We start from the raw sequence: 19,474 nt of genomic DNA, 5'->3' as shown, positions 1-19,474 counted from the left end.
ATTAAAGAAGAAAAAGAAAAGGGCCCGAGCCCCGGTCGAGAACCACGAGTTCTCCCGGAGCCCGGGCCCTTTTCTCATACCTACACCCCGACACACCCGTGCTTGAACGGCGAACACCCGTGATCACACGGACGGCACAATGCCGTCCACCTGATCACGCGCGCCGTCCACTCCATCACGCGTGCCCGTCCACCCGATCACGCGAGACACGTCCCTGAGCACGCGACATACACGCCTAAGCACACGAGTCACGGCCCACCCGCACCCCGGCACCCCCCATGCAGGGCTCAGCGACGCAGGAGGTCGTGAGTGGCGTTGCGGGTTAGAACCCGAAACGCCACTCACGACCAACCCGCCACCACACAGAGCTCGTGAGTGAAAAGGGTCGCTCTAACGACCCAAAACACTCACGACCCCCACGCCAGCGAAGACCCCGGCCAGCGAAGACCCAGCGGAGCGGGCCGGAGCGCAGTGAGCCGCGCGACCCCGGGAGCCGGCGCAAGTAGTCGACTAACTGCGGTCGCTGGGGCGGCGTAGGTGGTAGATGTCCATGATCCAGCCCTTTCGGGACCGGGCCGCGGTGCGAACCGACTGGATCTCCGAAGCGAGAGCGGAGGAGAGCGGGCCCGAGAGCAGGAGCTCGTCGGGTGTGCCGAGGTAGGCACCCCAGTAGATCTCCAGGCCCGTGTCCGCGAAGCGCGAGAACGTGCATCCCGCGTCCAGCATCACGAAGACGTCGTCGACGTCCGCGGGCCAGCCGGTTTCGAGGCGGCGGCCGGTGGTGATGAGGACGGGGCGGCCGATCTGGTTCATGGTGGTCCGGTGGCGGGACGTCAGCGCGGCCACGCTGCTGACACCCGGGACGACCTCGTACTCGAACTCCACGTTCCCGCGGTCGAGCACCGCGTCCAGCAGGGTCAGGGTCGAGTCGTACAGCGCCGGGTCTCCCCAGACGAGGAACGCGCCCCGCTCATCGGGACCCAGGGAGCGGATCATGTTCTCGTAGACGTCGGTGCGGAGGCGGTGCCAGTCCGCGACGGCCTTCCGGTAGTCATCCGGAGTACGGTCGCGTTCGGGGTCCTGCGCCCGTACGACGCGGTAGCCGGGCCGTTCGACGAAGCGGTCGAGGATCTCCTGGCGTAGACCCACCAGGTCCTGCTTCTCTGAACCCTTGTCGAGGACGAAGAAGACATCGGTCTCGTTGAGCCGCCGGATGGCCTGGACGGTCAGGTGCTCGGGGTCGCCGGCGCCGATGCCGATGGCGGAGATCTTCCTCATCGCCGCAGTGTGCCCGCCCCCTCGGTGCACACCCCTACCCCCATGGGGTATAAAGGAAGTGATCGCTTCGTTTGTCCTGTAGAGGAGTTCGCACCGATGGCCGAAACCACCTACACCGTCAAGGGCATGTCGTGCGGGCACTGCGCCGCCTCGGTCACCGAGGAGGTCGGCGGTATCGCGGGCGTCAGCGCCGTGAACGTGGACGTGGCCAGTGGCAAGGTAACCGTCACGAGCGATGCCGCGCTCGACGTCCAAACTGTGGACGCCGCCGTCACCGAGGCCGGTTACCAGCTCGTCTCGTGAGTACGCCCGTCAAGGTGTCGGCGTTCGCCGCGGCCCTGGTCGCGGTGTTCGCCGTCGCCTGGACGATCGGGTCCGCGGTCGGGCCCCTCGACGAGGAGCCACCGCCGCCACCACCGTCGGTGCCGACCAGCGTGCACGAAGGACATCACGAGGGGCACACGGGAGGTACGCCGTGAGCGTCGAGACCTCGCAGCGCGTCGAGCTCGTCATCGGCGGCATGACCTGCGCGTCCTGTGCGGCGCGCGTCGAGCGCAAGCTGAACAAGGTCGACGGCGTCTCCGCCACGGTCAATTACGCCACCGAGAAGGCGCAGGTCGACTTCCCGGGCGCGCTGTCGGTCGACGACCTCGTCGGCGTCGTCGAGTCCGCCGGGTACACCGCTCAACAGCCCAAGCCGGACGAACCACGAACCGACGACACCGACGGACTTCGGCGGCGACTTCTGGTCTCGGCCGTGCTCGCGGTGCCGGTGATCGTGCTGGCGATGGTCCCGGCCTGGCAGTTCACCTACTGGCAGTGGGTGTCGCTGGTCTTGGCCGCCCCCGTCGTCACCTGGGGTGCGTGGCCGTTCCACCGTGCCACCTGGACGAACCTCCGCCACGGTGCGGCCACGATGGACACCCTCATCTCACTCGGCGTCGCGGCCGCCGCGCTCTGGTCGCTCTACGCGTTGCTGTTCGGCACCGCCGGGGTACCCGGCATGCGGCACGGTTTCGTATGGACCATGGAACGCGGGTCCGGCGCGGGCAACCTCTACCTCGAGGTCGCCGCCGGGGTGACCACGTTCCTCCTCGCCGGCCGCTACTTCGAAGCCCGGTCCAAGCGCCGCTCCGGCGCGGCCCTGCGTGCACTGCTCGAACTGGGAGCGAAGGACGTCGCAGTCCTCGAAGACGGTGCCGAGAAACGCGTCCCGATCGGCGACCTGAAGACCGGTGACGAGTTCGTCGTGCGGCCAGGGGAGAAGATCGCCACCGACGGCGTCGTGATCGACGGTGGGTCGGCGGTCGACCTGAGCATGCTGACGGGTGAAAGCGTCCCGGTCGAGGTGACCACCGGTGACGCCGTCGTCGGCGGGACGGTCAACGCGGGCGGCAGGCTCGTCGTCCGCGCCACCCGGATCGGCGCCGACACCCAGCTGGCGCAGATGGCCCGGCTGGTCGAAGACGCGCAGACTGGCAAGGCCCAGGTCCAGCGGCTCGCGGACCGGGTGTCGGCCGTCTTCGTCCCGGTGGTGATCGCGCTCGCGGTCGGCACGCTCGGCTTCTGGCTCGGTGCCGGAGGCGGGGCGGATGCCGCCTTCACCGCCGCCGTCGCGGTCCTGATCATCGCCTGCCCGTGCGCGCTGGGCCTGGCCACGCCGACGGCGCTGCTGGTCGGCACCGGCCGCGGCGCGCAACTGGGCATCCTGATCAAGGGGCCCGAGGTGCTCGAATCCACTCGGAAGGCAGACACCGTCGTCCTGGACAAGACCGGCACGGTGACCGCCGGAAAAATGAGCCTCACGGATGTGCACGGTGAAGCCGAGGTGCTCCGGCTGGCCGCGGCCGTCGAGCACGCGTCCGAGCATCCGATCGCCCGCGCGATCGCCGGTGCCGCCGAAGAACGGCTGGGCGCGTTGCCGCCGGTCGTGGGTTTCCGCACCGTCGAGGGCCTGGGTGTCGTCGGCGAGGTCGAGGGCAAGACCGTCCTGGCCGGGCGCACCGCCCTGCTCGACCGGCACGGCATCACCCTCGGCGACGAGTTCGCGCAGGTCAAGGCTGCTGCCGAGGAACGTGGCGCGACGGCCGTTGTGGTCGCGTGGGACGGGGAGGCACGTGGTGTGCTCGTCGTGGCGGACACGGTCAAGCCGACGTCGAAGCAGGCCGTGAAGGAACTGCGGGCGCTCGGGCTCCGGCCCGTCCTGCTGACCGGAGACAACGCCGGCTCGGCGAAAGCGGTCGCCGCCGAGGTGGGGATCGACGAGGTCGTCGCCGAGGTGCTGCCCGCCGGCAAGGTCGACGTCGTCAAGCGGCTGCAGGCGGAAGGCCGGGTGGTCGCCATGGTCGGCGACGGCGTCAACGACGCGGCCGCGCTCGCGCAGGCCGACCTCGGACTGTCGATGGGCACCGGGACGGACGCCGCGATCGAGGCCGGTGACCTGACACTGGTGCGCGGAGACCTGCGCGCGGCCGTCGACGCCATCCGTCTCTCGCGCCGCACGCTCGGCACGATCAAGGGCAATCTGTTCTGGGCGTTCGCCTACAACGTCGCCGCGCTGCCGCTGGCCGCGCTCGGCCTGCTCAACCCCATGATCGCCGGGGCCGCGATGGCGTTCTCCTCGGTTTTCGTGGTCTCCAACAGCCTGCGGCTGCGAGGGTTCCGCGGCGTCGCCTGATCAGGACCGGACGAGCCGGGCGATCGCGTCCGAGGCTTCCCGGACCTTCAGGTCGGCTTCTTCACCGCCCGCGGCGGCGGCCTGGACCACGCAGGTGGCGAGGTGTTCGTCCAGCAGTTCGAGGGAGAACGACTGCAGCGCCTTCGTGGCCGCGGACACCTGGGTCAGGATGTCGATGCAGTACTTGTCCTCTTCCACCATCCGCTGAAGACCGCGGATCTGCCCCTCGATCCGGCGCAGGCGCTTGAGATAGGCCTCCCGCTCGCTGCCGTAGCCCGTCATCGCCGCACCCGTTCTCCTCGTCGTTCCCCGCCGCCGTCCACTATACCCTCCCCACGTATCCGTACCTGACGGCCGGAAAAGAACGCTGCCAGGATGTCGAGGACGGTCCAGGGGCTCCGACCACTACGTGAGCGGCCGGGTACCGGCCGGATGACCAGGAGGAACACCGATGAAGTACATGATCATGATCACCATGAACCCCACCGCGTGGGACGCCCTCCCCGAGGCGGAGCGCAACGAGGTGATGGGCCGGATCGACCCTTTCATGAAGCAGCTCTCCGAGAGCGGGGAGCTGCTCGGGACGCAGGCGCTGGGCGAACCGAAGGACAGCACGGTGGTCCGGGTGCGTGACGGCGTCCCCGTCGTCACCGACGGGCCGTTCGCGGAGTCGAAGGAGTACCTCGCGGGCTTCTACCTGGTGGAATGCGACAGCAAGGAGCGTGCGATCGAGATCGCGGGCCAGATCCCGGACGCGCATATCAACGCGATGGAGGTCCGGCCGGTGGTCTATTCCTCGGGCGACAACGCCTAGGTGGCGGCCGCTTCGGTGCCGGCGCGGGCTTCGGGCCTGCTCCGGCGCTGAACGGGCACTTCCGGTTTCGGTTCGTCGGTGATCGTCAGGACCGTACCGGCCTCCGCGAGTAGTTCGCGGGCGCCGACCAGCTGTTTCAGCACGTCATCACGCAGGCGGAGGGCCACATCGGCCTTCTGTCGCGCGTCGGAGACCAGACGTTCGCCCTCTTCGGCGGCGTCGTCGAGCAGTCTCCGGGCGCGTGTTTGCGCGGCTTCGTCCTGTGCGGCGAGCGCGCGCATGGCGTCGGCCCGGCGCAGCGTCATGGCGCGTTCGAAGTCTTCGGTGACCTTCTTGCGCTCCGCCTCGGCCTTGGTGGCCTCTTCGGTGGCTCGCGCGATGATGTCGTCGGCTTCTTCGCGAGTGAGTTCGAGCATCCGGCGCGACCGCTCCTGCAGTGCGTCGGGTGCGATCGGCACCCGGCTTATCCGGTCGACGCTCGCCTTCAGTTCGCGGTTCTCCTCTTTCGCGGCGGTGAGTTCGGCGGCGAGAGCTTCACCGCGGCGGATCGCCTCGTCGCGTTCGGCGGCCGCGCGCCTCAGCTCGGTTTCCACCTCTCGAACGAATTCCCGGACCTGTGCGCGATTGAACCCTCGCCACGCCAGATCGAAGCCGGGCATTTCCATTAGTCACCTCCACAGTGGTCGATCCGTCACCGGTGGGCGATTTTCCTTGCCACACGGGCCTTTCTCCACCCAGTGTGCCTGAAGCCGCAACGACACGCGTCACGGGTGGGTGATCTTGCGCCGAACGGTCCGGCGCAAGCGGTGAGAAGGGTGAACATCGAAGTGGTGGGAGAATGGACGACCATCGCTTTACCCCTACTGGAGGTGGCCGCGTGACGAGCAGCCGAATTCGGGTCCCTGGCTGGAATACGGCGACCGCGGCCGACGGGTATCGGCAGGTCAGAGAGAACATCACGATCCTGCTCACCGATCACTCGGCGGCGGGCGAGCGGATCGTCCCAGCCTGTCCACAGTGGACTGTCCGGGATCTGCTCGCGCATCTGGCCGAAATCTGCGATCGGGTCATCACCCGATTCGGGGGAGAACCCTGTCCGGTTCCGGAGACCGCTTCGGTCGTCGAATTGCTGCGGCTCTGGAACGAGCGCGGCCCTGAGGCCGACACGTTGCTCGCCGCGGACGGGGACGGCAAGAGCCGGGGCGACATCATGGTGATGGACGCCTTCACCCACGAACTGGATCTCCGCTACGCGCTCGGCGAGCCCTTGCCGGGGGCGCACGCGGGCTGGCTGCGGGGGTTCGAAGTGCTCGTCAGCGGCCTCGGCGCCTCGCTGACCAGGCACGGACTGCCCGGAATGCGGATCGAGACCGAGGGTGCGACCTGGATCGCCGGCACCGAACCGGTCGCCGCGGTGCTCTCGGGACCGCCCGGGGACCTCTACCGATCGCTCGCCGGGCGCCGGAGCCCGGCTCAAATCACCGCCTTGGACTGGCTGGGCGATCCCGAGCCGTGGCTCCGGGCCTTCACCTGGGGGCCGTTCACCCCGCCGGACAAGGCGGTCGAGCGCTGATCAGCCTGCCGGGGACATCGAGGACAGCGCCGCGGCCAGGGCGAGCACCACGGCCACGATCAGCACCTCGACCCCGACGCTGATCCGTAGTTTCCGCAGGTCGGCGGTCACCACGCCGGTGCCGCCGCGGCCCGGGACGCCGCGGCGCACCGCGTTGCGGCTCATGTTCGCCACCAGCAGCAACGCGGCGAACCCGGTCAGCTTCAGCAGGAAGACGATGCCGTAGGCCGACGTCCAGAGCGCCTCCACCGACGGGACGAGCCGGAAGCCCAGGTAGGCGCCGCTGACCACCATGACCACGATCGACCAGGTGGCGATCGGGTGGAACCGCGCCAGCGCCGGCTCTGCCTCCTCCGCCGAGTACCTGCCGCGCAGGAGGACGGCGAGCTGGATCAGCCCGCCCACCCAGACGGCCATCGCGCCGAAATGCGCGAGGTCGGCGCTGACCGAGAGGAACATGATCTTGTCGGCCACCGCGTGCCCGGTCGCGGAGAAGCTCAGCATTACGATGAACCCGGCGGCCATGCCGAGGTTCTCGTAGCGCGAGCGCAGTCGTTCCGGCAGGTCACCGGCCAGCAGCCGCCGCGCGATGAAGGCGAGGGCGACGATCGCGACGAGGCGCAGGAGCAGCAGTTTCCCGTATGCGACCCGGAGCGTGGCCTCGATCAGCGCGGCGTCGAAGACCGCTTCGGCGCCTCGGCCCGCGACGTACGGTCCTTGCAACAGGAACCCGGCCACGGCCGTGACGGCGGAGAGCCACACGCCGGTGGTGATCAGCTTCCGTGCGGCGGGGTCGGTCCGGCCGCCGGGGCGGCAGACCAGGAGGAACACCAGTCCGCCGAGGAGTGCGACGCCGAGGAAGGAGCCCCAGCGGAATGTCGTGAACAGCGCGTCGGTCACCGGATCCGTGCCGGTCGACGCGGACACCGCGCCCGCGGAGGTGATCAGGGGACCGGTGCCGATGACGAACGCGATCGTGCCGCGCACCGGATGCGAGTCGGTCGAGACGAACGCGTACTCGACGAGGTAACTGCCGTCGGGGAGATCGGGCTCCAGCTTGATGGCGACCTCTTCGGCGACGTCGCCGGGTTGGAACACCGGTCCGGAGACGACGTTCGTGCCCTGCTGGTCGACGACCTTGATGGAGTTCGGCTGGATGCCGATGTTCTCCGAAAGGGTGATCGAGACCTGGGCGGGCGCCGAGGTGAGCCGGGCGCCGTCGACGGGGTTCGAGGAGAGCAGTTCGACGTGGGCCGAGGCCGGGGCCGCGGCGAGTACCGCGACCCCGAACCACGCCGCCACGAGGGCCAGGAGCGCGAAGAGTCTCCTGGTCACGACGCCGTGGTCGCCAGCTCACGCCGGCTTTCGGGTGAGCACGTGCAGCCCGTGAGCTGCCGTTCGACGGCGGAGGCCTTCCGGTGCACGAGCATCGCGATGATCATCGGGATGGTGACGATCGTGTTGTAGAACAGGTGCAGCTCCACCCGCGGGATGAACAGCTGGATGATGCTGCTCGGCGCGGTGCCGCCGCCGAGGCGCCAGCCGGTCTGCGCCTGGATCAGCAGGAGCAGATGCTCGATGTGGTGCCAGAACTGCAGGCCGAGCGCGAGGTTCCACCATTGCCGCGAGCGGCCGGCGAAACCCTTCCGCAGGGCGAACAGCGCGATCAGCATGACGATGGCGTAGCCGTAGTGCAGCCATTCGGAGCTGATCAGCTTCGGGAAGGGGATGCCGAGCACGCCGCGGGCATCCGGCGTCTTCCAGCCGAGGACGTAGATCTGGAACGCCTGCACGAGGTGTTCCGCCCAGTGGGCCACCACGATGAGCGCGAAGACGTTGAGCGCCGCGCGGTGGTATTTCCCATTGAGCGAGGCGAGTAGGCCTGGACGTGCCGAATCGAGTGCGGCCATGAAGGGGCTCCTAGGGCGAAAAGTCCGACCGGTGACGGATACTGACGATATCTCGCGTACCGGCGGTTTTCGTTACTCCGGATTGCTGAGCTGACCTGCGGAATTACGCCATTCGGCCGGTCTTGACAACGAATGGCCCAGGTAAAAACACCGTGGGTAACGATAAACGCCGTCACTCGGTCAGCGAATGACAATTCCGGGTGACGGCCGCGGGGCGGCCGGGATGTGGAAGAGCTCGGTGAAGAGCTCCAGGTACTCCGAGGCGCCTTCGATCCGGACCTTGCCGGTCCGCAGCGCGTCGGCGGCGGTGAGTTCCCCGCTCAGGAGGTCCTTGATGAACGGTCCCAGCGGTTCGATCGTCGCGTCCGCGCCGGGATGCGCGCCGTCCGCGACCTTGAGGGCGCCGTCCTCGATGATCGCGTGCAGGACCATGTTCCCGGGATAGTGCAGTTCGTAGGTGGCGTGGATGCCCTTGGCCTTCTCGCTCTGGAAGGTCGTGTACAGCGAAAGGATCGCCGCGTCGAGCGTGAACACGTCTTCCGGGGCGGGCCGTCCGAGCGACCGCGCGCCCCAGAGGCCGAGGTCGAGCACGATCTGGTCGAGTTCGGCGCCGTATTCGGTGAGTTCGTAGACCACCGCGGCGTCGAGCTGGGGGAGCAGACGGCGGCGGAGCACGCCGGACTGCTCGAGTTCGTTGAGCCGCGCGGACAGCGTGCTCGCCGGGATCTTGGGCAACCCGGCCTGCAGTTCGGTGAAGCGTTTCGGGCCGAGGACGAGGTCACGGACGATGAGCAGTGACCAGCGCTCGCCGATGATCTCCAGTGCGCGGGCGAGACCACAGAACTGTCCATAGGTGCGACTGCTCATCTGCGTCGATCCTCACTTTCGTTCCGCCGGCGGGGACTGCGTTTCTCAAGCGGGCTCACCCTCGGAGAGCAGGTCGTGATGCAGGACCTGGAGTTCGTCGCAGGGTTCCACGCCCAGTTCATTGTTGAGCCTCGCCCGCACCTGGCGGTAGGTCGCGAGCGCGTCGGATCGCCGTCCGCTGCGCCCGAGCACCCGGATCAGCTGGCCGTGCAGGGCCTCGTCCAGCGGGTTCGCCGTCACCAGGGAGCGCAGTTCGCCGATCAGCTCGTGCCGCATCCCGGCCGAGATGTCCGCCTCGATGCGCAGATGCAGGGTGCTGCGGCGCTGTTCGACGAGGTCGACCGCGTACGCCGACAGCACCGGTCCACAGTGGACGTTCGCCAGCGGCGGGCCGGACCACAGATCGAGCGCGGCGCGGAAGGACTTCGCCGCCTCGGCGTGCTCGCCCCGCAACTGCAGCTCCCGGCCCCGCTTCTGCAGCGTCTGGAACTCGAAGACGTCCACCTGCTCCGGGGCGATCCGGAACACGTAGCCCGGCGGTTTCGTCGCCAGCATGGTCTCGCCGTACGGGGCGAGGTCGTTCTCGTCGATGCACCGCCGCAGCTGATAGACGTAGGTGTGCATCGTGGTCCGGACGCTGCGCGGCGGGTCGTTGGCCCACAGCTCCTGCACGATCGTGTCGATGTGCACGATCTTCCCCGGGCTCATCACCAGCATCGCGAGCACCTGAAGGAGCTTCGGTGTTGTCGGCGCGTAGTCGATCCCGTCCCGCGTGAGTTCGAGCGGGCCGAGCAGGGTGAAGCGGACAGGGCTTGCGGACAGGTCCGGATTCGGGTTGGGTGCCGAGCCGTGGTGCGTGTCCGATACTCGTGATCCGGCATACATCGCAAGCGCCCTCCAGCTCGATACGCGTCGTGTCCCGTTTTCCCAGTACGTCGACAGTGACAGAGCGGCACCGTCAGGGGCCAGTGAGCCGTCCACCAGACGCCGCGTGCGTGCGTCCCGGAAAAACATGGGTTTTTCATGTCCGACCCGTGAAACACGCACTAGCCGGTGCACGCCCGCGCGCAGCAGGATTCGGAGACCGCACCGACCTACGGGGGTTCCCATGCGCGAGGCAGTGTCGAACGGGTCCGGCTCGATCAGCGGCGGTCTGGGATTCAAACGGCATCTGCGGGCGGAGATCAGTGAGGGCAACGGCGCCTACCTGTTCTCGGAGCAGGGGGTCATCGCGATGCGTGGCGCGCAGGTCGCCTCGGTGGCGGCACTCCTCGACGGCACCCGTGACCTCGACGGACTGCTGTCCGCCTGCCCGGACGGGATGAGCGCGGAGCAGGTCACCGGTGTGCTGGCCCGGCTGGTCGAGGCGGGTCTGGTCACCTTGCGTGTGCCGGACGAACTCAGCGTGGACGAGCGCGCGCTCGCGTACTGGGACGCCTGCGGGCTCGACGCGTCGACGGTGGCTTCCCGGCCGAAGCCGGCGACGGCGAGCCTGACCGCGATCGGCCGCGGCGTCGACACCTCGCAGGTGGCGAACGCGCTCACCGCGGGCGGTATCGAGGTCGTCGACACGGCCGAGGAACTCGCCATCGTGCTGTGCGACGACTACCTGGACCCGCGGCTGGCCGAGGTCGACGCGGAACACCGGCGCACCGGACGGCCGTGGCTGCTGGCGCGCCCGTCGGGCTCGCAGGTGTGGATCGGCCCGATCATGCAGCCCGGCCGGTCCGGGTGCTGGAACTGCCTGACCAACCGGCTGTGGGGGCACCGGCACGCGGAGGCCTGCGTGCAGGAGGTGCTCGGGCACGACGGTCCGGCGTCGTTCCCGATGCCCGCCGTGCCGCCGCTGACCGCCGCCGCGTCGCATCTGATCGCCCTCGAAGCGTCGAAATGGCTTGCGGGACACCGGTATCCGGGTCAGCAGTGTGTGTGGATCCTCGACACCCTCGATCTGCAGGGGCGGTTGCACGAACTGCGGCGGCGGCCGCAGTGCCCGGACTGCGGCGACGAGGGGATCGTCGCCGCGCGGACGGCCGAGCCGGTCGTGTTGCAGGAGGCCAAGAAGGCGACGTCGGGCGGCGGCGGGCACCGCACGCTCACCCCGGTCGAGGTGCTCGACCGCTACGGTCACCTCGTCAGCCCGGTCACCGGCATCATCAAGGAGATCGCCCGCGACCCGAGGGCGCCGGCGTTCGTGAACGCCTACCGCTCCGGGCTCAACGTCGCGCGCCGCGTGCGCGGTGAAGCGGGACTGCAGGCCGGGTTGCGCGGGGACAACGGCGGCAAGGGTGCGAGCCCGCTCGACGCCGAGGTCGGCGCGCTGTGCGAGGCGATCGAACGGTTCTCCGCGAACTACCAGGGCGACGAACTGCGGATCCGCGACACCTTCCGCGCGCTCGGCGACGACGCCGTCCACCCGAACACGTGCATGCTCTTCGACGAACGCCAGTACGCCGGCCGGGACGAGTGGAACGCGAAACACGCGATCTTCCAACATGTCCCGGAGCGGTTCGACGAGAAGGCCGCCGTCGACTGGACGCCGTTGTGGTCGCTGTCGAAGCAGCGCCGCAAGCTGATGCCGACGGCGTACCTCTACTACGGCGTGCCGCTGGAATGCGGGATCACCGGGATGCGCGCCGACTCCAACGGCTGCGCGGCCGGCAGCAGTATCGAAGACGCGATCCTGCAAGGACTGCTCGAACTCGTCGAACGCGACGCCGTCGCGATGTGGTGGTACAACCGGCTTCCGGTGCCCGGCGTCGACATCGCGTCGTTCGACGACCCGTGGGCCGTGGAGATGGTGGGCCAGTACGCGCGGGCCGGCCGCGAACTGTGGGTCCTCGATCTGACGGCGGATCTCGGTATCCCGGTGATGGTCGCGCTGTCGAGGAGTATCGCCGGGCCCCGCGAGAACGTCATGATGGGTTTCGGCGCCCACCTGGATCCCAGGACGGCGCTGCGGAGGGCGGTCAGCGAGCTCAACCAGATGATCCCGGCGGTGCTCGCGAACGACGTCGAACTCGACGATCCCGATGCGGCGCAGTGGCTCCGGCACGCTACGGTCGCGAATCAGCCGTATCTGCTGCCGGCGCCCGGGCGGTCGGCGAAACGGGCCGCGGATTTCAAGTTCGTCCGGCGGTCCGACGTCCGGGACGACGTGGAATCACTGGTACGCAAGCTTTCCGCGCTGGGGATGGAGACGCTGGTGCTGGATCAGACCAGGCCCGACATCGACCTTCCGGTGGTCCGGGTGGTCGTCCCGGGGCTGCGCCCGTTCTGGAGCCGCTTCGCCCCCGGCCGGCTGTTCGACGTCCCCGTGCGGCTCGGCAGGCTCGCCGAACCGACTCCCTACGACCGGCTGAACCCCTTCCCCATGTTCTTGTAGATCCGGCTGGAGCAACAGTTGAGGACTGATCCCCCCGGCGGCGTGGCCGAGACGATCCCCCTGTGGTCGCTCACCGACGACAGCCTTGTCGAAATCGGTGAGGACGGCTCACTGGTGGTCGTCACGCGCTGGGGAGAGTACGACTTCGACCACGCGGAGCCGTTGGTCCGGGAATCGTTGCGGCGGATGGCCTTGGGCCCGATCTCGCTCGCCAACGTGACGTCGTCGTGGGAGCCGGTCGAGCGGGAGCCCGACCTCGAAGGCGAACTGAGCTGGACGGCCGACGGCGCCGACGCGTTGCGCCAGGCGCTCAAGGAGCTCGGCGGCTCCGTGGTGCGTTCGCTCGGGCTCGCCGACGGACGGGGTCCGCTGCTGTCGGTGATCCCGGTTGCGCTGGCGCCGGTGTTCGCGCCGGAGGCGATCCCGGCGGCGCGGCCGATCCGGTTGTCCCGCTTCTGTTCCCTGCGCTCCGACGCCTACGGGATGGGACTGGAGTCGCCGTCCGCGCGCTACCGCGTCGTGCTGTACCAGCCGTGGGCGGTCCACGTCGCCGCGACGCTGGCGACGGCGAAGTCGGTGGGCGAGATCGCCGCCACCACGGGGATCGAGATCGCCGTCGTCGGCGCGATCGTGTCCTATCTCGTCGCGGCGGGCGTCGTCCAGCTGGCCGGGGAGCACGGCGGGTTCGCCGAGGACGAGGATCCCGAACTCGGTCTGTGGTCCCCGGACGAACTGCTGTTCCACACCACGAGCCGGACCTGGCGCCCCGGTGGTCCGGCCGATCTGCCCGGGCTGGGGAAGCCGCCGGTGGTCAAGGCGGCCACCGGCGAAGGACCGGTCTACGCGTTGTACCGGCCGGATCTCGACGCCCGCGCGGAGACCGATCCCACGCTGACGGCGTTGCTGGAGAACGACCACACCTGCCCCGAATTCACCGAGGGCGTGCTGTCCGCCGAGCAGATCGGCGAGTTCCTGTTCCGTGGCGCGCGGATCCGGTCGATCGGGCCGGCGCACTTCCCCAGCGGGCAAGGCCCGAAGGGGACCAGCCACAACGCGTCGCAGCGGCCGTACTTCAGCGTCGCGTGCCTGTACGAGCTCGAGCTGTACGTCTCGGTCAACCGCTGCTCCGGGCTCGACCGCGGGATCTATCACTACGACCCGCTCGACCACCGGCTCAGCCTGGTCAACGACGACGAGGCCGACCTCGCCGCCATGCTCGACATGGCGATGATCGGCGGCGGCAACCACCGGCGGCCCTCGGCGCTGATCACGGTGACCGCGCGGATGCCGCGGATGGCCTCGGTGCTCGGCGGCGGCGCGTACGCCACCACCCTGGCGCACGTGGGCGCGCTGCAGCAGACGCTCTACCTCGTCGCCCGCGCGATGGGACTGGCCGCGCACGCCGTCCCGGTCGACGCCGGGGACCGGGTCGACCGCGCCCTCAAACTCGAATGGCCCGCCGAGGTGGGCGTGGGGGAGTGCGTGCTCGACCTGCCTGCTTGATCGCCGCCGGTGAGGCATCGGCCGGGGTGGTCGTGAGTGGCGATTCGTGTTCTAACCCGAATCGCCACTCACGACCAACGTAACCCAGCGCGGTCCGCCGGTGCCTCGCTCACCCTCGCTTGATCGCCGATGGCGACACTGTCGATCTCGGTTCACTTTCATTTTCCGCCGGTCCCGCCTCCCTTGGTTACCTTGTGCATCCAGGGAGCTGCGGGATCAGGGGTGGTCATGCGGAGTGTGAACCAGGCCGGGCTTTCGCGCCGGATCGTGGGCTTCGTCTTCTTCGGTACCGCGATCCTCGTTTCGATACGGCCGCTGGCCGAGGCGGCGCACTGGCCCGACGCGCTGGGCGGGGCCCTTTGGGCGGCCGCGGTGGTCGCCGTGCAGCTGCTGTTCCTGTACCGGCCCGTCCCGGACGGCCTCCGCGCAGTCCCGCATCTGCTCGCCCAGGCGGCACTGACCTACGCGCCGTTGTTGTGGTTCGGGCCGGCGTGGGTGACGGTCAGCGGCTTCCTCGCGGGCAATCTCCTGCTGACGCTGAACCGGATCCCGGCCGTCGCCGGGGTCGGCGTGGTCGTCGCGCTGTCGGGGCTGATCGCCGCCTATGCCAACCCTTTCGTCGCCGACCCGGCCACCGTCGCGGTGCCGACGGCTGTGCTCGCGACGCTCGTCGTCGGGCTGGTCGTCCACGCGCTGACGCAGGCCGCGCGCTGGGCCGAAGACCGTGGTGAGCTCGCCCGCTGGGCGGTGACCGAGGAACGGCTGCGGTTCTCGCGGGACACCCACGACCTGCTCGGGCTCAGCCTGAGCGCCATCACGTTGAAGAGCGAGCTGACCAACCGGCTGATCGTCGAACAACCCCAGCGGGCTCAAGCGGAGCTGGCGGAGATCCTCGTGATGTCGCGGAAAGCGCTCGCCGACGTCCGGTCGGTGGCCGCGGGCTACCGGGAACTGTCGCTGGCCGAGGAATGCCGGGCGGCGGGCGCCGTGCTGCGAGCGGCCGAGATCGTCGTGCGGCTCGACTGCGATCCGGCCGCGCTCGCCTGCCCGGCGAGCACGACGCTGGCGACCGTGCTGCGCGAGGGCGTCACCAACATCCTCCGGCACAGCGAGGCGACCTGGTGCGAGATCACCGTGCGTATGCGGGACGGGTCCGTCCTGCTGGAGCTGGTGAACGACGGCGTCACCGTGCGGACCGCTTCGGCGTCCGGCTGCGGTATCGGGAATCTCGCCTACCGGGTCGGCGCGAGCGGGGGCGATCTGCGAGCGGGCGTTCGCCGCGACGGGACGCACCGGCTGTCGGCTCGAGTCCCGCTCGAGACGCCGGAACGCGCCGCCGGCTGACCGTCCGCCGATCGCGCAGGCCAGGATAATGCCTGGGTAGGCCACACCTCCATCGCGTGTCGAGTGCTCCGAAATCGGTGACGCGTTTGCTGACGAGCAGAGGAAAAGCGACAGCGAATCCGAGGTTGGTCTGATGCAGCTACGAACAGTCGCCACGGCGGCGAACGAGAAAGGCGCCATCGAACCCGGTCGGCTCCCCGAGCCGGCGTCTCCCTTGCAACCTGCGGTGCTGCAGGCCATCTCAGCGATGCACGCGAGGTACTTCGACCCGATCACGCTGGGCGACCTGGCGTCCGAAGTCTTCGTCAGCCCCTTCCACTTCTCGCGGATCTTCACCAAGGCCACCGGGGTCACGCCCGGCCGGTACCTCACCGCGATCCGGCTCTTCGAAGCCAAACGACTGCTGCTGACGACATCGCTGACGGTGTCGGACATCGTGTGCAGCGTCGGCTACAGCAGTGTCGGCACGTTCACCAGCCGCTTCACCCGTGCGGTCGGGATGACCCCGACCCAGTACCGCGACCCCGAGGTCGGCGAGCTGCTCGTCGCGCTGGCCCCGCATTTCCAGCGGCTGCCGTCGCTGGAATCCCTGCACGGCGCCGGAATGGGGTGCGCGTCGCTGCACGCCGGCACCGGCACGATCAGCGTCCGCGTCGAGACCCCGCGCGGGGCGGGCCCGGCGAGTGTCCTCATCGGACTGTTCGCCGAGGCGATCCCGCAATGCGGTCCGGTCGCGTTCGGCGGCAGGGCGAACGTCCTTTCGGCGGACATCGAGATCCAGAACGTGCCCGAAGGCCGGTGGACCGTCATCGCGGTCGCCGAACACGCCGCCGGGACCGCCGCGTCGACGTTCTCCATGGGCACCCTGCCCGGTCGCGTCGACATCACCCGGTACGGCCGGGTCCACCTGCGGATGCCGATGCGCAGCCCGCAGCCGACCGACGCACCGATGGCGATCACCCTCGCCGGCGGCCCGACGTCGACCGGGAACCGCATGACCATGCCCGCCCCCGACTACCTGCGCGCGGTGGCCTGAACCCAGGTCTATTCCCCGGTTCTCCCGGTTACGCAAACCGGGAGAACCGCGGGCGCAACCGTGGAGTAGCTGCCCTATCGCTACGCATGTGAGCCTTTAAGCAGTCCGCAGAATTCGAATCCACCCGTTAGGGGGAGAGTGCGTTGGGCAATGGTTGGCGCACATTAAGACGTCGCATGATCACACCGGACGTCTCCGAGACGTCGCTGGACAAGCGGGGTTTCCACAAGAAGAGCCCAGCCGCTCAAGAACTGCTGGAGACGGTCGGTGAGAAATTCCTCCTCGGCTACGCGCACGCGGTAGAAGCGCGTAACACCGAACAGGCCGAAGAATGGCTGGAGCGTATTCCGGTCAAATACCGCGGCTTCGCCTATGAAGGCGCGGGAATGGGCTACGGAATGCTCGACGGCCTTCCTGGAGGCGGCCGTGGGCATATCGCGGACTTCCTCGCCGGTCCCGGTGAGAAGCACGACTACATCATCTACGTCGGCGTCGGCTGGGCGATGGCGCGGCTGCCGCGCTTCCGCTGGCCCTCCGCCGAGGAGTTCGACCCGCTGCTGCGCTGGCTGGTGCTCGACGGGTACGGCTTCCACCAGGCCTACTTCAAGACCGCCAAGTACATCGACGGTCAGTTCCAGGACAAGGACTTCAACTGGCCCGCCGGCAACAACGGTTACTCGTTGCGGGCGATCGACCAGGGCATCGGCCGGGCGCTGTGGTTCATCTGCGGCACCGACGTCGATCTGGTCACCGAGGCCATCGCACGATTCCCCGAGCAGCGTCACGGAGATCTCTACGCGGGGGTCGGCTTGGCCTCGACCTACGCGTGCGGTGTCACCTCCGACGAACTGCTGAAACTCGCCGAGTTCGCCGGCGAGTATCGCGGAAACCTGGCCCAGGGCAGCGCTTTCGCCGCCGAGGCCCGGGTCCGCGCCGGACTGCTGATCCCCGAGACCGAAGTCGCCACCCAGGCGATCTGCGGGCTGCCGGCCGAGCGCGCCGCGGCCATCACCCAGGAAGTTCGCCCGGCTGTGGTGGTCGACGGTGAGCTCCCGCATTTCGAAACCTGGCGACAGCGCATCGCCGCCGAGGTACTCACTTCTGGAGGTGCAGGTAAATGACCGCGACCTTGGGCTGGCTCCGCAAGCAGCTTGCGGGCATCGTGGCGCTGTTGCTGATGGCGGGACTGTTCGTGGTGGCCCAGCTGCCCACGGTCTCGACCGCCGACGCGGACACCATGGCGTCGAAGTACGCGTTCGAACCCCTGACGATCGCCTTGCCGGAGGCGGCGAAGAGCCAGTCGATCCGGACGGTGAACAAGGAGTACGAGCACATCCGTGCCTGGATCTCCTCGGTCGGTGCCGCGATCGCGGTCAACGACCTCGACGGCGACAAGCTCGCGAACGACCTGTGCTTCGTGGACCCGCGCAGCGACCAGGTGGTCGTCACCCCGACGCCGGGCAAGGGCGGCGACCGGTACGCGCCGTTCGCGCTCGACGCCGCGCCGCTGCCGATGGGCAAGTACATCGCCCCGATGGGCTGCGTGCCGGGTGACTTCAACGAGGACGGCCGGGTCGACCTGCTGGCCTACTACTGGGGCCGCACGCCGATCGTGTTCCTCGCGAACCCGTCCGCGACGAACCTCGCCGCGAAGTCCTACGTGCCGGTGGAACTGGTGCCGGGCAACAACGTCAAGAACGGCGAGTACTCCGGTCCACTGTGGAACACCAACGCCGCGACCGTCGGTGACTTCGACGGCGACGGCCACCAGGACATCTTCATCGGCAACTACTTCCCCGACAGCGCGGTGCTCGACGACCGCGTCGAGGGCGGGGTCGAGATGAACAAGTCGATGTCGCACGCCGACAACGCGGGTGGCAAGTACATCTTCCGGTTCACCGGCGCCACCACGCAGAACGGCAAGCCTTCGGTCACCTTCGAATGCGACGACCAGGCGATCCCGGCCGACGCCCGCGGCGGCTGGTCGCTGGCGGCGAGCGCCACCGACGTCGACGGCGACAACCTGCCGGAGCTCTACATCGGCAACGACTTCGGTCACGACCGCCTGCTGTACAACAAGTCCACGGCGGGCAAGACCTCCTTCGCCGAGGTGAAGGGGATCCGCGGACCGAACGAGCCGAAGTCGAAGGTGCTCGGAAACGACTCCTTCAAGGGCATGGGCGTCGACTTCGCCGACCTCGACCACGACGGTCTCTACGACCTGTACGTCAGCAACATCACGACGTCCTGGGGTATCGAGGAAAGCCACTTCCAGTTCATGAACACCGCCAAGGACACCGCGGATCTGCGCGGCCGTCTGCAGGGTGGCGAGGCGCCGTGGGTCGACCGCAGCGCACAGGCCGGCACCGCGTGGTCCGGCTGGGGCTGGGACGTCAAGATCGCCGACTACAACAACAGCGGCGAATCGGTGATCACCCAGGCGACCGGCTTCGTCAAGGGCGACGTCAACCGCTGGCCGCAGCTGCAGGAACTGGCGACGTCCAACGACGAACTGCTGAAGCACCCGTACTTCTGGCCGAACATGGTCGCCGGTGACGACGTCGGTGGAGACCACACCCTGCACTTCTGGGCCAAGAGCGCCGACGGCCGTTACACGGACCTGGCCCCGCGCCTCGGTCTCGCGGTCCCGGTGCCCACCCGCGGTATCGCCACCGGCGACTCCGACGGTGACGGCAAGCTCGACTTCGCCGTGGCCCGCCAGTGGGAGCAGCCGATCTTCTACCGCAACGTCAGCCCGGACGCCGGTTCGTACCTGAACCTGAAGCTGCTCCAGGACAAGGCTCCGGCCGACGGTCCGCTGAAGGCGGCGGGTACCGCGGCGATCGGCGCACAGGTCACCGTCATCACCCCCGACGGCAAGAAGTACATGGACCGCGTCGACGGCGGCAGCGGCCACTCCGGCAAACGCAGCCACGAGATCCAGATCGGACTCGGCAAGGTCACCGGGCCGGTGAAGGTGTGCCTGCAGTGGCGCGACCTGACCGGGACTATCCGCACCCAGGAAGTCCAGCTGACCCCGGGCAGCCACACGTTCCAGCTCGGCGCTCAGGCTAAGGAGAAGTGACC

At 68.7% G+C, this 19,474-nt stretch carries 18 protein-coding genes; 11 read left to right on the top strand and 7 right to left on the bottom strand.

Annotated features, from left to right (window positions below; all coding sequences use genetic code 11):
- Positions 1–510 precede the first annotated feature (510 nt).
- Positions 511–1,278, bottom strand: a complete 768-nt coding sequence (cobF, locus tag H5J31_RS30470) for a precorrin-6A synthase (deacetylating) (protein ID WP_181776110.1) — start codon at positions 1,276–1,278, stop codon at positions 511–513.
- Positions 1,279–1,374: 96 nt separating this feature from the next.
- Here cobF and H5J31_RS30465 point away from each other — a divergent pair, with 96 nt between their 5' ends.
- From H5J31_RS30465 to H5J31_RS30455, 3 genes are read left to right on the top strand one after another with little or no spacing between them, the layout of a single operon-like run.
- Positions 1,375–1,581 (top strand): heavy-metal-associated domain-containing protein, encoded by a 207-nt coding sequence (locus tag H5J31_RS30465; RefSeq protein WP_181776109.1) that lies wholly within the window; start codon positions 1,375–1,377, stop codon positions 1,579–1,581.
- Positions 1,578–1,757, top strand: coding sequence for a hypothetical protein (locus H5J31_RS30460; protein ID WP_181776108.1), 180 nt, complete (start codon positions 1,578–1,580; stop codon positions 1,755–1,757). Before H5J31_RS30465 ends, H5J31_RS30460 begins: the two co-directional genes overlap by 4 nt.
- Positions 1,758–1,798: 41 nt before the next feature.
- A complete protein-coding gene (locus H5J31_RS30455; protein WP_181776114.1) occupies positions 1,799–3,955 on the top strand; it encodes a heavy metal translocating P-type ATPase in 2,157 nt (718 codons plus the stop codon).
- Here H5J31_RS30455 and H5J31_RS30450 read toward each other — a convergent pair whose 3' ends face one another.
- Positions 3,956–4,237, bottom strand: coding sequence for a metal-sensitive transcriptional regulator (locus tag H5J31_RS30450; protein ID WP_009081418.1), 282 nt, complete (start codon positions 4,235–4,237; stop codon positions 3,956–3,958).
- A 169-nt stretch (positions 4,238–4,406) separates the two neighbouring features.
- Between H5J31_RS30450 and H5J31_RS30445 the strand changes: the two genes are divergently transcribed.
- A complete protein-coding gene (locus tag H5J31_RS30445) occupies positions 4,407–4,769 on the top strand; it encodes a YciI family protein (RefSeq protein ID WP_181776107.1) in 363 nt (120 codons plus the stop codon).
- On the opposite strand, the gene H5J31_RS30440 is transcribed toward H5J31_RS30445, so the two are convergent.
- Positions 4,766–5,428 (bottom strand): M protein, encoded by a 663-nt coding sequence (locus H5J31_RS30440; RefSeq protein ID WP_236005479.1) that lies wholly within the window; start codon positions 5,426–5,428, stop codon positions 4,766–4,768. The two genes, H5J31_RS30445 and H5J31_RS30440, sit on opposite strands and share 4 nt — an antisense overlap.
- 305 nt (positions 5,429–5,733) lie before the next feature.
- Between H5J31_RS30440 and H5J31_RS30435 the strand changes: the two genes are divergently transcribed.
- Positions 5,734–6,342 carry a maleylpyruvate isomerase family mycothiol-dependent enzyme gene (locus H5J31_RS30435; protein ID WP_181776113.1) on the top strand — a complete coding sequence of 203 codons (609 nt, stop codon included), beginning with the start codon at positions 5,734–5,736 and terminating at the stop codon, positions 6,340–6,342.
- Here the strand turns inward: H5J31_RS30435 and H5J31_RS30430 are convergent, their stop codons facing one another.
- The 4 genes from H5J31_RS30430 to H5J31_RS30415 form a co-directional block, all read right to left on the bottom strand.
- Positions 6,343–7,677, bottom strand: coding sequence for a copper resistance CopC/CopD family protein (locus tag H5J31_RS30430; RefSeq protein ID WP_181776105.1), 1,335 nt, complete (start codon positions 7,675–7,677; stop codon positions 6,343–6,345).
- Positions 7,674–8,252, bottom strand: coding sequence for a hypothetical protein (locus H5J31_RS30425; protein ID WP_181776104.1), 579 nt, complete (start codon positions 8,250–8,252; stop codon positions 7,674–7,676). Before H5J31_RS30425 ends, H5J31_RS30430 begins: the two co-directional genes overlap by 4 nt.
- Before the next feature lie 180 nt (positions 8,253–8,432).
- Positions 8,433–9,119 carry a winged helix-turn-helix transcriptional regulator gene (locus tag H5J31_RS30420; protein ID WP_181776103.1) on the bottom strand — a complete coding sequence of 229 codons (687 nt, stop codon included), beginning with the start codon at positions 9,117–9,119 and terminating at the stop codon, positions 8,433–8,435.
- A 45-nt stretch (positions 9,120–9,164) separates the two neighbouring features.
- Positions 9,165–10,004, bottom strand: a complete 840-nt coding sequence (locus tag H5J31_RS30415) for an AfsR/SARP family transcriptional regulator (RefSeq protein WP_181776102.1) — start codon at positions 10,002–10,004, stop codon at positions 9,165–9,167.
- Between the two features lie 223 nt (positions 10,005–10,227).
- Between H5J31_RS30415 and H5J31_RS30410 the strand changes: the two genes are divergently transcribed.
- The 6 genes from H5J31_RS30410 (at position 10,228) to H5J31_RS30385 (ending at position 19,472) form a co-directional block, all read left to right on the top strand.
- A complete protein-coding gene (locus H5J31_RS30410; RefSeq protein WP_181776101.1) occupies positions 10,228–12,504 on the top strand; it encodes a TOMM precursor leader peptide-binding protein in 2,277 nt (758 codons plus the stop codon).
- 42 nt (positions 12,505–12,546) lie between these two features.
- Positions 12,547–14,007, top strand: a complete 1,461-nt coding sequence (locus tag H5J31_RS30405) for a SagB/ThcOx family dehydrogenase (RefSeq protein WP_181776112.1) — start codon at positions 12,547–12,549, stop codon at positions 14,005–14,007.
- Positions 14,008–14,235: 228 nt separating this feature from the next.
- Complete coding sequence (locus H5J31_RS30400; protein WP_181776100.1) at positions 14,236–15,351, top strand: sensor histidine kinase; 1,116 nt, start codon at positions 14,236–14,238, stop codon at positions 15,349–15,351.
- A 133-nt stretch (positions 15,352–15,484) separates the two neighbouring features.
- Positions 15,485–16,387, top strand: a complete 903-nt coding sequence (locus H5J31_RS30395) for a helix-turn-helix domain-containing protein (RefSeq protein ID WP_181776099.1) — start codon at positions 15,485–15,487, stop codon at positions 16,385–16,387.
- 143 nt (positions 16,388–16,530) lie between these two features.
- Positions 16,531–17,508, top strand: a complete 978-nt coding sequence (locus tag H5J31_RS30390) for a DUF1702 family protein (protein ID WP_181776098.1) — start codon at positions 16,531–16,533, stop codon at positions 17,506–17,508.
- Positions 17,505–19,472, top strand: coding sequence for a CRTAC1 family protein (locus H5J31_RS30385; protein ID WP_181776097.1), 1,968 nt, complete (start codon positions 17,505–17,507; stop codon positions 19,470–19,472). The genes H5J31_RS30390 and H5J31_RS30385 overlap by 4 nt, the downstream gene beginning before the upstream one ends.
- Positions 19,473–19,474 lie beyond the last annotated feature (2 nt).

Origin of the sequence: Amycolatopsis pittospori, assembly GCF_013870525.1 — a bacterium.
GTDB lineage: Bacteria > Actinomycetota > Actinomycetes > Mycobacteriales > Pseudonocardiaceae > Amycolatopsis > Amycolatopsis pittospori.
This window is presented reverse-complemented; position numbering and strand designations above follow the sequence as displayed.

Bases quoted from the DNA above. Each gene is read 5' to 3' on its own strand.
- H5J31_RS30400 (WP_181776100.1), top strand. From the start codon at position 14,236: ATGCGGAGTGTGAACCAGGCCGGGCTTTCGCGCCGGATCGTGGGCTTC.
- H5J31_RS30450 (WP_009081418.1), bottom strand. From the start codon at position 4,237: ATGACGGGCTACGGCAGCGAGCGGGAGGCCTATCTCAAGCGCCTGCGC.
- H5J31_RS30440 (WP_236005479.1), bottom strand. From the start codon at position 5,428: ATGCCCGGCTTCGATCTGGCGTGGCGAGGGTTCAATCGCGCACAGGTC.
- H5J31_RS30445 (WP_181776107.1), top strand. From the start codon at position 4,407: ATGAAGTACATGATCATGATCACCATGAACCCCACCGCGTGGGACGCC.
- H5J31_RS30410 (WP_181776101.1), top strand. From the start codon at position 10,228: ATGCGCGAGGCAGTGTCGAACGGGTCCGGCTCGATCAGCGGCGGTCTG.
- H5J31_RS30385 (WP_181776097.1), top strand. From the start codon at position 17,505: ATGACCGCGACCTTGGGCTGGCTCCGCAAGCAGCTTGCGGGCATCGTG.
- H5J31_RS30420 (WP_181776103.1), bottom strand. From the start codon at position 9,119: ATGAGCAGTCGCACCTATGGACAGTTCTGTGGTCTCGCCCGCGCACTG.
- H5J31_RS30395 (WP_181776099.1), top strand. From the start codon at position 15,485: ATGCAGCTACGAACAGTCGCCACGGCGGCGAACGAGAAAGGCGCCATC.
- H5J31_RS30415 (WP_181776102.1), bottom strand. From the start codon at position 10,004: ATGTATGCCGGATCACGAGTATCGGACACGCACCACGGCTCGGCACCC.
- H5J31_RS30455 (WP_181776114.1), top strand. From the start codon at position 1,799: ATGACCTGCGCGTCCTGTGCGGCGCGCGTCGAGCGCAAGCTGAACAAG.
- H5J31_RS30465 (WP_181776109.1), top strand. From the start codon at position 1,375: ATGGCCGAAACCACCTACACCGTCAAGGGCATGTCGTGCGGGCACTGC.
- H5J31_RS30425 (WP_181776104.1), bottom strand. From the start codon at position 8,252: ATGGCCGCACTCGATTCGGCACGTCCAGGCCTACTCGCCTCGCTCAAT.
- cobF (WP_181776110.1), bottom strand. From the start codon at position 1,278: ATGAGGAAGATCTCCGCCATCGGCATCGGCGCCGGCGACCCCGAGCAC.